At 35.5% G+C, this 14740-nt stretch carries 15 protein-coding genes; 11 read left to right on the top strand and 4 right to left on the bottom strand.

Annotated features, from left to right (window positions below):
* The first annotated feature begins 149 nt into the window (after positions 1-149).
* From BM088_RS05415 to moeB, 6 genes are all read left to right on the top strand, one after another.
* A complete protein-coding gene (locus BM088_RS05415; protein ID WP_245763760.1) occupies positions 150-1772 on the top strand; it encodes a hypothetical protein in 1623 nt (540 codons plus the stop codon).
* 70 nt (positions 1773-1842) lie between these two features.
* Positions 1843-2568: a 3-oxoacid CoA-transferase subunit A gene (locus BM088_RS05420; protein ID WP_091981184.1), complete on the top strand. Its 726-nt coding sequence runs from the start codon at positions 1843-1845 to the stop codon at positions 2566-2568.
* Positions 2565-3245, top strand: coding sequence for a 3-oxoacid CoA-transferase subunit B (locus BM088_RS05425; protein ID WP_091981187.1), 681 nt, complete (start codon positions 2565-2567; stop codon positions 3243-3245). Before BM088_RS05420 ends, BM088_RS05425 begins: the two co-directional genes overlap by 4 nt.
* Before the next feature lie 5 nt (positions 3246-3250).
* Positions 3251-4630: an aspartate aminotransferase family protein gene (locus BM088_RS05430; protein ID WP_091981191.1), complete on the top strand. Its 1380-nt coding sequence runs from the start codon at positions 3251-3253 to the stop codon at positions 4628-4630.
* Between the two features lie 19 nt (positions 4631-4649).
* Positions 4650-5858 carry a 3-oxoadipyl-CoA thiolase gene (gene pcaF / locus BM088_RS05435; RefSeq protein ID WP_091981194.1) on the top strand — a complete coding sequence of 403 codons (1209 nt, stop codon included), beginning with the start codon at positions 4650-4652 and terminating at the stop codon, positions 5856-5858.
* A 214-nt stretch (positions 5859-6072) separates the two neighbouring features.
* Complete coding sequence (gene moeB, locus BM088_RS05440) at positions 6073-6825, top strand: molybdopterin-synthase adenylyltransferase MoeB (RefSeq protein ID WP_091981198.1); 753 nt, start codon at positions 6073-6075, stop codon at positions 6823-6825.
* A 50-nt stretch (positions 6826-6875) separates the two neighbouring features.
* On the opposite strand, the gene BM088_RS05445 is transcribed toward moeB, so the two are convergent.
* Positions 6876-9452 carry a hypothetical protein gene (locus BM088_RS05445; RefSeq protein WP_091981202.1) on the bottom strand — a complete coding sequence of 859 codons (2577 nt, stop codon included), beginning with the start codon at positions 9450-9452 and terminating at the stop codon, positions 6876-6878.
* A gap of 372 nt (positions 9453-9824) precedes the next feature.
* Here BM088_RS05445 and BM088_RS05450 point away from each other — a divergent pair, with 372 nt between their 5' ends.
* Positions 9825-10748: a glycoside hydrolase family 16 protein gene (locus tag BM088_RS05450; RefSeq protein WP_245763761.1), complete on the top strand. Its 924-nt coding sequence runs from the start codon at positions 9825-9827 to the stop codon at positions 10746-10748.
* 76 nt (positions 10749-10824) lie between these two features.
* Positions 10825-10995: a hypothetical protein gene (locus BM088_RS27130; RefSeq protein ID WP_177207957.1), complete on the top strand. Its 171-nt coding sequence runs from the start codon at positions 10825-10827 to the stop codon at positions 10993-10995.
* Between the two features lie 37 nt (positions 10996-11032).
* Here BM088_RS27130 and BM088_RS05455 read toward each other — a convergent pair whose 3' ends face one another.
* Entirely contained in the window at positions 11033-11500 is a 468-nt protein-coding gene (locus BM088_RS05455) for a MarR family winged helix-turn-helix transcriptional regulator (RefSeq protein ID WP_218156456.1), read from the bottom strand.
* 214 nt (positions 11501-11714) lie between these two features.
* On the opposite strand from BM088_RS05455, the gene BM088_RS05460 reads away from it, so the two are divergent.
* The 3 genes from BM088_RS05460 (at position 11715) to BM088_RS05470 (ending at position 13446) form a co-directional block, all read left to right on the top strand.
* Entirely contained in the window at positions 11715-12362 is a 648-nt protein-coding gene (locus BM088_RS05460; protein ID WP_091981206.1) for a class I SAM-dependent methyltransferase, read from the top strand.
* Positions 12363-12371: 9 nt separating this feature from the next.
* Positions 12372-12767, top strand: coding sequence for a hypothetical protein (locus BM088_RS05465; protein ID WP_091981210.1), 396 nt, complete (start codon positions 12372-12374; stop codon positions 12765-12767).
* A 115-nt stretch (positions 12768-12882) separates the two neighbouring features.
* A complete protein-coding gene (locus BM088_RS05470; RefSeq protein ID WP_091981214.1) occupies positions 12883-13446 on the top strand; it encodes a GNAT family N-acetyltransferase in 564 nt (187 codons plus the stop codon).
* A 113-nt stretch (positions 13447-13559) separates the two neighbouring features.
* Here the strand turns inward: BM088_RS05470 and BM088_RS05475 are convergent, their stop codons facing one another.
* Together BM088_RS05475 and BM088_RS05485 are read right to left on the bottom strand one after the other, a co-directional pair.
* Positions 13560-14183, bottom strand: coding sequence for a tyrosine-type recombinase/integrase (locus BM088_RS05475; RefSeq protein ID WP_091981218.1), 624 nt, complete (start codon positions 14181-14183; stop codon positions 13560-13562).
* A 276-nt stretch (positions 14184-14459) separates the two neighbouring features.
* Positions 14460-14740 (bottom strand): transposase (locus BM088_RS05485; protein ID WP_143085036.1); only part of this gene is annotated, 281 nt, incomplete at its 5' end.

A 14740-nucleotide genomic window follows, 5' to 3' on the forward strand; every position in this document is an offset into this window, starting at 1 on the left:
ATTTAAGAATATCCCACACTCATTTAAATAGTTTGATCTAGATCAAGCTATAGTTTTTAACTATAGCTTGCATAAAAATTAAGTATTTCTCACAAAGCCCTACAAGTAATAAGGTTAAAAAACACACTGACATCAAATTGGGCGATACAATGAGTGATAATCAAGGTTCAAGCAACATTGCAATTAAAGTAATGCCAGAAAATACATCTATAAAAAAAACAAAACATCTGGTGGTATCACAAAAAAATATTAATGAAACCATGCAGCGTTACGGCTATTGTGAAGAAATTATCAGTACTATAAATAAAGAAAACTTATTACCTTGCGGTTTATTAAGCCGTTTACATGCATCATATCCACAACATTCAGGTTTTTTAGAAACTCAGCCTTTTTTATTCAATGATAAAGAGCATTATTCTGGTTTATCTGGATTTAGAGAAGTGTGTGCCATATTAAATAATAATGGTATAGATATAGGTCATATTGTAGAGCGTGAATTTTTTGTCGAAGTATACCGATTTTTAGCAACACGACATTCACTTAACAGTATTAATTGGGATGACTATCCAACAGATTCAGTGTTTCAATTGGTTTTTCCTCAACCAAAAATGATTAATGATGAAACAACGCAAAAATATATAGATGCAAAAGATGCCAAAGCACGTACGCAAGTCGCAATAGATTATACCGAACTTACAAATCCGCATGATGGTAATCAGCAACTTAATAAGCCTTGGTTTGAAAACGATGAAGGTGAAATTGAGTTTTTAGATGGTTCACAACACAAGTACCCACAATGCCAGTTGATTTTTGATAAAACGACACAAAATTGTTTTTCATTTTGTACTTATTGTTTTCGCCATGCACAAGTTCGTGGTGATGAAGATATGTTTATCCAAAAAGATATTAAGCAAATTCATGATTATGTTCGTTTGCACCCAGAAATCACAGATTTATTGATCACAGGTGGTGATGGCGGCTATATGCCAGCGAGTCGTTTAAAACAATACATTATGCCTTTGATTGAAGATCCTAGTTTATTGCATGTTAAAAATGTTCGCCTAGCAACACGTTCTCTTACTTTTCAGCCTGAAATGATTTTAAGTGAAAAATATGATGGAATGCTAGAAGTGTTTGATTTACTACGTGATAATGGCATTCAACTTGCGTGGATGGCACACTTTTCAACCCCTCGTGAATTACTAAATCCAAGTACCATTGCTGCTATTCGCCGCTTGCAAAATCATGGTGTTAATATTCGCTCACAAAGCCCAATTATGAATCATATTAGTTTATTTATGGATGATAATAACCAGGTTGATATTGAAAAGTCAGCCCGAAACTGGATAGATTTGGCTGAAATACTAGGCATGATGTGTGTGGGTTTTCATTCAATGTATTGTGCTCGTCCAACAGGTGAACATCATTATTACACAGCACCACTGGCTGATATAGAAAAAGTATTTAACTTAGTGTATCGATCATTAGCATCAATCAACCGCCCATCTCGCCACATATCTATGACTATTTCTGCGGGTAAGTTGGCTATTCTTGGTACATCCGTTATTGATGGTGAAAAATGTTTTGCGCTTAAGTTTACAGAAGCGCGAAATATGCAATGGATGGATCGTGTTTTTCATGCCAAATATAATGAAACTGAAAATACCATAGATTTTTTAACACCATTTGATACTGAAAAGTACTTCTTTGCTGATGAGCTAAAACAAATAGAACATGACTTAGCTGCTGCTTTAGCTAAAAAACTTAATTAGACCATAGGCGCGAATTAATTCGCGCTCATTTTATGTAATTTGTAAATAACCTCATTTTTGGAAGTTCAAAATGATAAATAAATACATCCCTAGTGTGAAAGATGCTGTTGTAGATATCTTTGATGGCGCAACTGTGATGATAGGTGGTTTTGGTGAAGCTGGCAGCCCGATTGAGTTGATCCATGCTTTAATAGATCAAGGTGCAAAAAACTTAACCGTGATCAATAACAATACTGGCAGTGGTCATGTAGGGTTAGCTGCGTTAATTGAAAATGGTCAAGTTGGAAAAATGATCTGTTCTTTTCCACGCACTGCAAACTCAACGGTTTTTCCTGACTTATATACAGCGGGTAAAATTGAATTAGAGTTAGTACCGCAAGGCACATTAGCTGAGCGTATTCGTGCTGGTGGTGCAGGTATTCCTGGATTTTATACTGCAACTTCTGTTGGTACTGTTTTAGCTGATACAAAAGAGCATCGTACTTTTGATGAAGCCGCATTTTCTGGTAAACAATATGTATTAGAAAAAGCCATAACGGCTGACTTTTCATTAATTAAAGCGCATCAAGCGGATAGATATGGCAACCTAACGTTTAATAAAACTGCCCGTAACTTTGCACCTATTATGGCCATGGCAGCAACTACCACGATAGTGCAAACTTCAAATCAAGTTGAAGTGGGAGAAATTGATGCAGAACACGTGATAACACCAGGCATTTTTGTTAATCGCATTGTAACAGTTTCAAATCCAATGCAAGAGTCAAAGTTAATTGCCAAGGGAGTATCTTACCCATGAATCATATCATTGAAAATAAACAAACTGGCTGGGATCGCAGTCAAATGGCGCAACGCGCTGCGCAAGATATTCCTGATGGTTCATATGTTAATTTAGGCATAGGTATACCAGAGCAAGTTGCCAAATATGTCCCCTCTGGTCGAGAAGTTATCTACCATACAGAAAATGGTTTATTAGGTATGGGGCCTACACCTGAGGTGGGCTGTGAAGATCCTGAATTGATTAATGCCGGTAAAAAAGCAGTTACAGCCATTAAAGGTGCTGCATATTTTCATCACGGTGATAGTTTTGCCATGATCCGTGGGCAGCATATAGATATTTGTGTTTTAGGTGCTATGCAAGTGGCACAAAATGGTGATTTGGCTAACTGGTCTACGGGTTCCAAAAATGCAATCCCCGCGGTTGGCGGTGCAATGGATTTAGTTGCGGGTGTTAAAACAATATTTATTATTACTCAGCATGTGACTAAAAATGGTGAACCTAAGTTATTAGAACAATGCAGCTTCCCTCTTACAGGTCAAGGTGTTGTTAATCGAATTTATACCGACTTAGCTGTTATTGAAGTAACCAACAAAGGGTTTGAACTGCTTGAACTTGCTCCAGGTGTTGATTTTGAAACTGTAAAAGTTAAAACAGCAGCAAATTTAATAGATTCACGTTTAGCCAATAAAGAGTAAATACTATGATCGATCACTTAGCTGAACCTATTATTGAAATATCAAATAAGCCACAAAATTCTCAAATAAATAAAAGCGCAGCATTATTTGAGCGTGCTAAAAAAGTACTGCCAGGTGGCATTAGTCGTAATACAATTTTTAAATTGCCCCACCCTGATTATGTTGAAAAAGGTGAAGGATGCATAGTCACTGATATAAATGGCAAGCAATATATTGATTTTGCAAATAATATGGCTTCACTTATCCATGGTCATGCTCATCCAATTGTAACAAAGGCAATTGTTGAACAAGTGCAAAAAGGCACTGCATTTACTATGGCAAGTGAAGTTGAAGTGCAATATGCAGAACTGCTATGTTCTCGAGTCCCTGGGTTTGAAAAAATTCGTTTTGTAAATTCAGGCACTGAAGCTGTAATGGCAATGATAAAATCAGCACGGGCTTTCACAGGTAAAGCAAAGATAGCTAAGGTAGAAGGTGCTTATCATGGTGCTTATGATTACGCCGAAGTGAGCCAAACAGCAAACCCAAACAATTGGGGTCAAGAGGATAAGCCTAACTCTGTGCCTGTAGCCTATGGTACGCCAGAAAAAGCCTTAGACGATGTCATTATCATTCCGTATAACGATATACCAAAAGCACTTGAAATATTAGATAAACACACAGGTGACATTGCAGCCATTTTACTAGACCCAGTATCACACCGTGTTGGTATGGTTCCTGCGAATGATGACTTTGTAGAAGCGTTATATGAGTGGACTCGAAAGCAAAAAGCTTTACTGTTATTTGATGAAGTGATCACTTTTAGAGTTGGATTTTCGGGTGCACAACAAAGATATAAAGTATCACCTGATTTAACGGCCATGGGGAAAATGATAGGCGGCGGTTTTCCTGTTGGAGCTTTTGCAGGTAGAAGTGATGTTATGTCCGTTTTAGATCCGACTCAACCAAAAGTGTTACTACCTCATTCAGGTACTTTTTCAGCTAATCCAGTCACTATGGTTGCAGGTTTAACTGCAATGAAATTATTTGATCACAATGCGGTTGAAAAAATAAATGCATTAGGTGACTTTGCCCGTGAAAAGATTAGGCTCTCTATTAAAAAAGTAGGGATCAAAGCATGTGTTACTGGCGCAGGTTCCATGCTACGTGTGCATTTAAAAGCAAAAGTACCAACAAATTACCGCGATGCATTTATGAGTGCACAAGAGAATGCAGCACTTAAAATATTGTTAGCACATAGTACTGAAAATGGCATTATGTTGATCAATACCTGCTCAGCCATGTTATCTACTGTGATGACTGAAAAAGAAATTTTAATACTTTGTAATGTTCTTGAAAGTGGATTCATTAAAGTTTTAAAACAAATCCCCAGCTTAAAATCTTAGGTTTAAAATAGGTAATAAAATGAAAGATGTATTTATTTGTGATGCTGTTCGTACGCCTATCGGTCGTTTTGGTGGCACACTTAGCAGCATAAGAGCCGATGACCTAGCTGCTCTGCCTTTAAAAGCTTTGATGGAACGAAATCCGCAGTGCGATTTTTCAAAAGTAGATGATGTCATCCTAGGGTGTGCCAATCAAGCGGGTGAAGATAATCGTAATATTGCACGCATGGCAACTTTATTAGCGGGCATACCTGTTGAAGTGCCTGCGACAACTTTAAACCGTTTGTGTGGTTCTGGTTTAAATGCTGTGGGTATCGCAATGCAGGCTATTCGTTCAGGTGAAGCTGATTTAATTTTAGCCGGTGGCGCTGAATCCATGACTCGTGCACCTTTTGTGATGGGTAAATCTGAGTCACCATTTGCACGTAATCAAGAAATGTTTGATACCACTATGGGTTGGCGTTTTATCAATAAAAAACTAGATAAAACCTATGGCACAGAAACGATGCCAAAAACAGCTGAAAATTTAGCCGAAGAATTTGGTATTAGTCGAATTGATCAAGATAACTTTTCTGCTTGGAGTCAGGAAAAAACAGCCTCAGCACAAGAAATGGGATTGTTTAATGATGAAATCATTGCTGTAGAAATTCCTCAAAAAAAACAAGACGCTCTTATTTTTTCGACGGATGAACATCCGAGATTATCAACGACAGAAAAGTTGGCAAAACTCAAACCCTTTGTTAAAACTGATGGCACTATTACGGCGGGTAATGCATCAGGTATTAACGATGGTGCGGCTGCATTATTGATAGCATCTAAAGAAGCGGCTGATCAAAATGGCTTAACACCAATCGCGAAAATTTTAGGCATGACTGTAACAGGTGTTCCACCTAGAATTATGGGAATAGGCCCTGTACCTGCTACAAAAAAATTATTGAAACGTTTAAATTTATCTTTAGATGATATGGATATTATTGAACTTAATGAAGCTTTTGCTGCACAAGCTTTGGCATGCTCGCGAGAATTGGGGCTAAAAGATGATGATCCAAGGATCAACCCTCAAGGTGGCGCCATTGCCCTTGGGCATCCTCTTGGTATGAGTGGTGCGCGTTTAGTGACAACAGCTATGTATCAGTTAAAAAGAACGGGTAAAAAATATGCCTTATGTACTATGTGTATTGGCGTTGGGCAAGGAATTGCAATGGTGATAGAGAATGTATCAAATTAACCACTTAATAAGATAACCCATAAAAGGTTATGAAAATGTCATTTACGCCCCAAATAATACAACTTTATGTGGGCGTAGATTACGTTATTTCATTTAATTTATTTAACATATTTTGATTTAAGTTATATATTCAGCAATAAAAATTAATAAATGATTTATCTCTTTTTATAATTGTTTACTATACTGCATCGCCTTAGTAAAAAATGCTTTTTTAATGAAACAACTATCAGAACAACAATCTCTTCGTTATTGTCGCCATGTGCTTATTCCTGCAATTGATTTTGAAGGCCAAGAAAAATTACTCAATAGTAAAGTTTTATTGATTGGTTTAGGGGGATTGGGATGTAGTTGTACACCATTTTTAGCAAGTTCTGGTATCGGTCAATTAACTTTAGTTGATTTTGATACTGTCGAAGTGACTAATCTTCAAAGACAAATTTTACATACCGAAGCTGATGTGGGTAAGAGCAAGGTTGATTCTGCAAAAGCCAGTTTAAAGGCAATTAATAGTGAATGTGATATACAAACTATAAATGAAAAACTTAATTTTGATCAATTACAAACTTTAATCGAAAAGCACGATATTGTTGTAGACTGCACAGATAACCTATCTACACGAGAAATGATTAATTCAGCTTGCTTTAGCACTAAAACACCTTTAATTTCGGGCGCTGCAATTCGCATGGAAGGTCAAATTACCAGCTTTACTATGACTGATAATTCACCTTGTTACCATTGCTTTAGCCATCGTTTTGGTGAACAGTCTTTAAGTTGTGTTGAGTCAGGCATTTTCGCACCTTTAGTGGGCATTATTGGCTCATTTCAAGCATTAGAAACACTTAAAATTTTAATGAATGTAGGTAACCCTCTTGAAGGTAAAATTTTAATGGTAGATGCTATGACCAGCCAAACTCAAGAGTTTAAATTTGGTAAAGTGAAAGGCTGCAAGGTGTGTGATAATAAATGAGTAAATTGCACTTAGTTTATTAATGTAGACTAAGTGCATCATTTTTTAGATTAACGTTTAAATCTTTTTGGTACATAAGGCAGGCGTTTTCTAAGTGTTATTGGCTCACCATCTGAGTCTGCAATTACAGTTACTTCAAACCAGGCATCATGATCTAAAGATTCTTCATCTATTTTAAAACTTTGTACTAACTGTTGCTCTTCGTAGGGGGCAATTTTGATATCTTGCTCTTGTGTTTGTTTGGTACTGCCATAGTATAAATCAAATGTTATGATGCCTTGAGTTTTACCCGCAAAAGGTCCATTCAAATTTGCAGCAATATTGAGTTTCCCGTCATGAAACTCAGCACTGAGTTTGGGTAATTCAAAGCCTTTATATTGTTTTGTTTTTTGTGTTATTTTCTGGGTTAACCGTGTATTTTGCCAAATATATTCAAGCTTTGCTTCGACATAATCGCCTTGATTAAGTAAATCTTCTGGGATTTGAATAGTACGTTTATCACCACCTGAAATAACCAGTTCATCAAATTGCTTGGTGACACCATTTACGGTAAAGCGTATCTTTCCCGTTATGGGCGATTTACTATTATTGGTAATAATAGCATGTTCTTTAAGTGTATTTTTATTACCACCTAACCAATCTACTTGCAATTGAATACCTGATAATTCAACTTGAGCTTGGCTTAAACCTTTGCCCTGTGATATCAAGTGCGGCAATTTAGCTTCTATGCTTTCAATTTCAGAGTTAGCAACAGATTTATTTAATGCCGCTTGGTTTAATCGGTTAAAAGCATTTTTCCAAGAAAGTGGGGTTTTATCCCCTGCTTTCCAATTTGCTCTTGCAAAACGATGTGCAAGTTTGTCGCCTTTAAACCCCCAAGCATTTGCCGCGGTAGTTTGCATGTAATCTGGCATGTTGGGGTTTAAATCTCTACCATCATCTATATAGGGGGTAATACCGTGTTGGTTATCACTAGATACTAAACCAAAAAAACGGTTTATTAAATTATTATGCTGATTTGATGTGATTGTGTATTTTACTTCAAAAGCATTTGTCTCTTTTGTTTTTATCGTGACAATTAAAGCATCTTTTCTAATATGTATAGATACACCTAACTTAGGCTGAACTTGCTGTTGTAGTTTGTTAATTATATTTAGTGGTAATGGGATTTGCTTTAAGTCTGAGCCAAATTGACGACCATCAATCATTAAGGTTTTTGCTTCTTTCACTTCTATTCGTAATTGTTCGTCTAAATCAGTATTACCGCCTTTCCAGCTTCGGTAATGCTTTTTAGCTATGAGGTTATCTTCAGTTGACTTAGTACCAAATGCCATACCTATGGTGCCTTGCTGAAGACTTTCTGATTGGTATTCAATTTCATAACCAAGGGTGGGTTCCTCTATACCTCGTTTTATATCTAACAATAGTTGACTGGGTTTTGGGCTTGGAAAGTCAATTTTAAATGATTTAAATTCAGGTTTTTCAGCGGGTGTAATATTAAAACCTAAACGTTGTGGTGCATAATCATAATGTGATTTTCTTTTATAGAACATATTGCCATTTATTTCCCATTGCCCTCTGCTTGCAACATCATGGCTTTGATTGATATTACTAGCCCAAGTCGCAAAATCAGTTTCAAGCTGTTGCCAGTCAGGTACAATGCTCTGCAATATTGATAATGACGATTTTCGGCTATCAGTTTGTTTCCTCATAACTTCTTGATGGTATATTTTTAGGTATTGAGAATATTCAGGATTATTAAACATAAACTGGACAAATAAAACATTTAAACCCCGATCAAACTGAGCCCTGTTGTGGATATCAATTATGCTAGGTTTTTCTTTTTGGTAAGTATCTAATCCCCAGCTCACCATATCGAAAATAGGCACATCATGACCAAAAACCGTTAATTGCTTTTTATGACTGTCAAAAATATGGTTTGCTGTCGCATCACCTAAACCTTCACCATGCCAGGATGGTGTCCAAGGGTAGTTTCCAAGTGCCATTTGGTAAGAATGCATAGTTTCATGAATTGCGATATATCTTTGATGTTGAGGGCGTTCTGTCGGAAAGCTATAGCCTACCCAGTTATAATACATAGCTTCTCCCCCTGCGGTATGATGTATGCCTCGGTTAAAACCATCGTCAAACATTGCATTTGTGAGTGTGTCATTACTTGTTGCGTAAGTTGATGCAATTCTTTGGTGATCAATATTAGCCGGTTCCATACCAAAAAACTCCACATAATAAGGGTAAGAGAGTTCCAATAATTCTAGAAAAAATTTTGCTTTTTCAGCTGGGTAATCGGTTTTAAGGGCAAAATGTTTACTAACATACCACTCAAAACCTATAGTATTTTTAACTTTACCATGACTAAAGGTAAAGGGAATTTGCTTTCCGACATAAGCAACATCGATATGCTTGAGTGTTGATACTCTGGCATTAGTTATTACATTTGCAACCATATTGAAAGGCTGAGGAACAGCTTGTACAACTGATAAAGATTGACTTAATTGTTGTGTTTCATGAGTTGAACCTTGTATATCTGGATTATGTTCTTGTGCACATGAAGCAACAAATAATGCGGCAAAAAGTAAAGTTAAATTTTTATATAATCGCTTTTTCATAATTAAATTTTTAATGTTTGGTATATTTTATACAGTAATTTATTTTACAATAAAATACTATCAAGGTTTCAAAATATAATCTTTCAAATTAGAGAAAATAAACTTGTATTAAAGGCTAAATTCCTTCCTTTGAAGTGGGAAATTCGAGTTGAATTTTTAGTAAGTTGAATCAACTTGGTGTATTTGTGTTTAATTTGAAATTATTAATGAAAAAACATAAATAATTATATCGCATTGTTATATAGGTAATTTAATATTTTTTAATAAGTGAAATATGTAAATTTAATAATATTTAACTGGTTTTATTAAAGGCTCAATGTTTTTGTGTTGATGATTTAAAACATTTATCAAATAAAATAAACAGGAGTCTTTATGCCTTTAAATTTTAAATTTCTACCTTATATATTATTTAGCATTACAGCTGGTTTTTCATTACAAGTTAATGCAAAAAAACATAAATCTGAAGTGATGTTTGACGATTTTAGTTATCAAACGATAAAGCAAGCACAAAAAAATGGTTGGGTTGTTAGAACAGATAAAGGGCATCCAGGGATAAAAAATGCAACTTGGTGGAATGAAGGTATTAGCTTTCACCCCGATATTTTAAATTATAATAATACAGTTATGCGTATCACATCTAAAACAGACGGTACTGCGGTAAATACCCGACATACACAAATTTGCCACCAGAGAAAATACCTTGAAGGTACTTATGCAGCCAGAGTGTTTTTTAATGATAAACCACAATTTGGACCGGATGGTGATGCTGTTATTCAAACATTTTATGCCATTAGTCCATTAGAATACCCGATGGACTTAAATTACAGTGAAATGGACTTTGAATATTTGCCTAATGGTGGTTGGGGAGAAGGTGAACATGCTTTATTTGCAACTTCTTGGGAAACATTTCAACTAAAACCTTGGACTAAAGTTAATGCATATGATGCAGATAGAAACAGTCTGCAAGGTTGGAATACGCTTGTACTGCAGGTGGCTGATAATAAATTGAAATATTATATAAATGGTAAGCTATATGCGGAACATGGTGTTGGCGTTTATCCTGAAGTAGCTATGTCACTTAACTTTAATATGTGGTTTGATCCGGGGCAATTAGTGCAAACACCACAAATGCGACAATATTATCAAGATGTTGACTGGGTTTATTTTAGTGCAAATGAAGTGCTTTCAACAAATGAAGTGGCAGATAAAGTGTCCCATCTTCGAACTAATAAAATAAGCCAAACAGATACAGTTCCTGATTGGAAACCTAAATATGATAGTTATTGTGGCTTATAAGTTGTTGTAGCTCATATCTAATCTGATACTTTCCAATTTTGGATTTGACCTAATCGTAAAATTGATTAGGTCAGCAATGAGCCTTAAAGCGGTCATAGGACTTTTGCGAAGTCAAGAGCATATTCAAGGTGGTTTTCACCAAAATACTCTGTTTTTTTATGGAGCTGGTTTAAGCTCATTGCTGCCGTTGGCGGTAAGTTTAAGGGCAGAAAAATATTGGTATTTATATGCTGATCTATTTATTTAAATAAATAGGTCAGCTTGGTTGATTGGAATCATCTCCACTATTTATAGTTAACATTTGTTGAACAAATCTTAGATAGTGCTTTTTCAAAATACTCATACTCTTTATCGTCTAAAAGTTCTTTAAACGATTTTGCCAAATTAGTATAAACAGAGCTTTGAATACTCAAAAACAATTTTCGACCTTTTTCTGTTAACAATATATGCTGTGCTCTAGCATCATATTGACAAGTGGCGCGATAAATTAATTCTCGTTTTTCAAGCTTATTGACCATTAAACTTGCAGATGACTTTTGTACTTGCATTTCCGCAGCCAATGCCGATAAATGAGTACTATCGTCATGCTCTGCATTCTCAGGATCAAATTCAGAATTTTCGGCAGTATGAACACATAGCATGTATTCAAACTCACTATAACTTAAGCTATTTTCTTTACTATCAAACGCTTGAATATCCCAAGTTCTAGAAATCATTCGTTGCAGCTTTACTAGCCCATCTTCCAAGTTCATATTGACAAAAAACCATTTAGTTAGAATAACTAACAAATTAACATTTCTATTGTAAAAGAGCTAACTATTTTATCTAGAGGAGCTTTAAAGCACTTATTAATGGATAGTAGCTCTTAAATTATTTACATACATTGCTTCATACAATGAATTTAGTTTGACAAACTAACTAAAATAACAATAATAGTTAGACAACCTAACTATTGTCGATAAAAATATGATGTCTATTGAAGAAAACAAAAATGATTTAATGCCTAGTGCTTGGAGCGACAAGCTTACCGAAGACTACGTTGAACAATGGGGAGAACTTCTACTTCACAAAAGAATTCCTGAATTCTGCAATCTATTACCATCAGAAATTGTTTTAGATATTGGTTGTGGCAGCGGAGCTGCTGTTAGAGCTATTGCCAGCAATCTCTCTACAGGACATGTAACGGGTATAGACCCAACATCTAAAATGTTAGAAATTGCCGAAGAACTAACAGCAAAAGAAAGTAACTTTCAACTAACAACATTTTTACTTGCAGGAGCAGAAAAAATCCCCGTTGAAAGTGAAAGCTGTGATTTAGTGTTGGCCGTAAATACTCTTCATCATTGGATGAATGTTGACCAAGGAATGAATGAAGTATTGAGAATATTAAAACCATCAGGTCGATTTGTTTCTATTGATGACCTTTGGGAGGAGTCCATTGAGTATGGTCATGAACAAATTGAACATAACGAAAGTTCTTCGTGCAAAGATGACCTTAAAACTAGAAACGTAATCGTCAAATTACTTAACAATTCTGGCTTTTCTAATATTACAAATAACGAACATCGTCAGCCAGATGCAACTGCATCAATAATCACTGGATATAAAATTTAGGAGACAAATATGAACTTTACACTCGCACTTATGGGGCTTTCAATATATATATTACTGTGGGAAAAATTACCCGATTGGGGAAATTGGTTTAACTGGATTATTAATAAACTACCTAGACCATTAGCCTATTTATATGAAGCGTGGCGATGTCCGTACTGTTTTGGCTTTTGGGTTGCTTTAGCCTTACATGGAATTACTGGATTACATACAATTCCAGTATTGGCAACTATACCTAACCATCTCGGTGCTGGTGTTACAATTGCTTGGGTGTTAGATGCATTAGCAACAGCAACTTTAATTATGTTTGGACAACTTTGTTTAAATGCTATTGCTGTTCCTGCAATTAAAGGCTACCAAATGACGATGGAATTTAAACAATCCTTTAAAGAAGAACCTAGTAGTTAGCTTTAACCATGAAAATAGACCTTTAATAGTAATATATGAGTGATAAATAAATTAAACGATGTCACTCATTATTTCTTAAAGGTTTTACGACCAACCTCAACAAGGGTATTTTACAATGGCAGATTACCTACCGCTTTCTCAAAGATGCACATTTAATACAGAACGACTCTTAATTAAAAGTGTTGAATCCCAAATATCAGATGAAGAAAGTAAGCAACTATGCACACTTAAAGTGCTGGAGTTATTAACACCAGCCGTGACTAGCTCACTTCCTAGAGAATGGCAGAACATTACAACTTATGAAGAGGCAAGTAATTGGTTACAACAAAGAATTAAAGAAAGCAGCTTTCTATCCATCAAACTAGAATCAAACAACGAAATTATTGGATTTGTTTTTCTCTATGACGATAAGACGAAGCAACTGCAATTGGACTTACATATTGGCTATCTATTAGGTGAAGCTTATTGGGCTAATGGTTTTGGTAGTGAATTAGTTAAAGGACTCGTTACTTGGGCATGTTTAGATAAGCACATCCATTCTCTAGTTGGGGGCGTTGAAGTCGATAATATTGGTTCTATTAAGGTAATGGAAAAGAATGGATTTAGTCGTTCAAAACTTGAAGGTTCTAACAATAACGTTATTTTTTTTGAACATGTCATTAAAAAGAGTAAATATTAAGAAACCACCTTATTGAACGAACGACCGCTGTGGTGGCACTAGGGCCAGTCAGGGCTGATGATTCTATGCCTCCTGCAAGCTCAAAAGCGTCCCTGCTTAATTGAAATAAATACCTAGATATCGGTGTGTTCAGAAAGTTCTAGTGCATCATCAACTTCAACGCCTAGGTATTTTACTGTGCTTTCTAATTTGGTATGCCCTAACAGTATTTGAACTGCTCGCAGATTTTTAGTTCTCTTATAAATTAATGAAGCCTTTGTTCTCCGCATGGAATGCGTTCCATAAGCTGTTGGGTCTAATCCAATACTTGTAATCCAACGTTTTACTATTCTAGAATATTGCCTAGTGGATAGATGTTGACTTTCCTTCACTCGGCTAGGAAACAGATAGTCGTCAGTTTTAAGGTAACAAGCTTTTATCCAAGAAGTTATAGCCTCCCTAGTTTTTTTCGTAATTTCAAACTGAACAGGCTTACCTGTTTTTTGCTGAACGAGTATGGCTCTCGATTGAACTGTTTTACCATGAGCTATATCTTTAACTTTTAACTTAACAAAATCGCAAGCTCTGAGTTTACAATCGAGTGCCAAATTAAACATAGTTAACTCTCTTAGGTTATTACTAATATCTAATCTTGTTCGTATTGACCATATTTCTTCAAGCTTAAGCGGTAATTTTTGCCCTACAAGCTTGCCTTTATTCCAAGTAACTTTAGGGATGTAAGGGATTAATTCATACATAATAATTCTCCAGTGCGAGTAGAATTATTAGTATGGTTTATACGGTCGGTTACTCCGACATTGCAGTCATTGCTTTACCTTAAAGCTTATTGCGCTTAATAGGCAACTTCCCTTTAAAAGTTACATAGCTTGATAAGTGTACCCAAATAATAAAAAATAATAAGCTAAAAAGATCAGTAACAAAAAATGTACTGTCAAAAGTTGAATCAATAATAAAGTTATATTGAACAAGTATTATTAAATAAATTTCGTAGATTCCTAGGGGCTGTTGATCTTTCACATTGGCAGCCAAATCATTGCACACGCCAGTGCTAGCATACTTTCAAACTGTAACTTTAATTTATCATATCTTGTAGCTATAGCACGGAAGTGTTTCAGTCTTGCAAATGCATTTTCAACTAAGTGCCTATATTTATATAAGCACCAATCTATATCTCCATTACCCGTTTTTGAGTTCTGCTTTCTGGGGATCACAGGGCTTGAATTTCTCTCTCGAACTTTATTTCTAATCGCTTCACTATCATAGCCTTTATCCGCGATAACAAAATCACCTTGAG

Origin of the sequence: Pseudoalteromonas denitrificans DSM 6059 (genome assembly GCF_900112265.1) — a bacterium.
Classification (GTDB): domain Bacteria; phylum Pseudomonadota; class Gammaproteobacteria; order Enterobacterales; family Alteromonadaceae; genus Pseudoalteromonas; species Pseudoalteromonas denitrificans.

What these genes read in the sequence shown, in the direction of transcription:
- BM088_RS05475 (WP_091981218.1), bottom strand. Translation starts at nt 14,183, where the DNA reads ATGTATGAATTAATCCCTTACATCCCTAAAGTTACTTGGAATAAAGGC.
- moeB (WP_091981198.1), top strand. Translation starts at nt 6,073, where the DNA reads ATGAAACAACTATCAGAACAACAATCTCTTCGTTATTGTCGCCATGTG.
- BM088_RS27130 (WP_177207957.1), top strand. Translation starts at nt 10,825, where the DNA reads ATGAGCCTTAAAGCGGTCATAGGACTTTTGCGAAGTCAAGAGCATATT.
- BM088_RS05470 (WP_091981214.1), top strand. Translation starts at nt 12,883, where the DNA reads ATGGCAGATTACCTACCGCTTTCTCAAAGATGCACATTTAATACAGAA.
- BM088_RS05420 (WP_091981184.1), top strand. Translation starts at nt 1,843, where the DNA reads ATGATAAATAAATACATCCCTAGTGTGAAAGATGCTGTTGTAGATATC.
- BM088_RS05465 (WP_091981210.1), top strand. Translation starts at nt 12,372, where the DNA reads ATGAACTTTACACTCGCACTTATGGGGCTTTCAATATATATATTACTG.
- BM088_RS05450 (WP_245763761.1), top strand. Translation starts at nt 9,825, where the DNA reads ATGCCTTTAAATTTTAAATTTCTACCTTATATATTATTTAGCATTACA.
- BM088_RS05425 (WP_091981187.1), top strand. Translation starts at nt 2,565, where the DNA reads ATGAATCATATCATTGAAAATAAACAAACTGGCTGGGATCGCAGTCAA.
- BM088_RS05430 (WP_091981191.1), top strand. Translation starts at nt 3,251, where the DNA reads ATGATCGATCACTTAGCTGAACCTATTATTGAAATATCAAATAAGCCA.
- BM088_RS05445 (WP_091981202.1), bottom strand. Translation starts at nt 9,452, where the DNA reads ATGAAAAAGCGATTATATAAAAATTTAACTTTACTTTTTGCCGCATTA.
- BM088_RS05460 (WP_091981206.1), top strand. Translation starts at nt 11,715, where the DNA reads ATGATGTCTATTGAAGAAAACAAAAATGATTTAATGCCTAGTGCTTGG.
- BM088_RS05415 (WP_245763760.1), top strand. Translation starts at nt 150, where the DNA reads ATGAGTGATAATCAAGGTTCAAGCAACATTGCAATTAAAGTAATGCCA.
- pcaF (WP_091981194.1), top strand. Translation starts at nt 4,650, where the DNA reads ATGAAAGATGTATTTATTTGTGATGCTGTTCGTACGCCTATCGGTCGT.
- BM088_RS05455 (WP_218156456.1), bottom strand. Translation starts at nt 11,500, where the DNA reads ATGAACTTGGAAGATGGGCTAGTAAAGCTGCAACGAATGATTTCTAGA.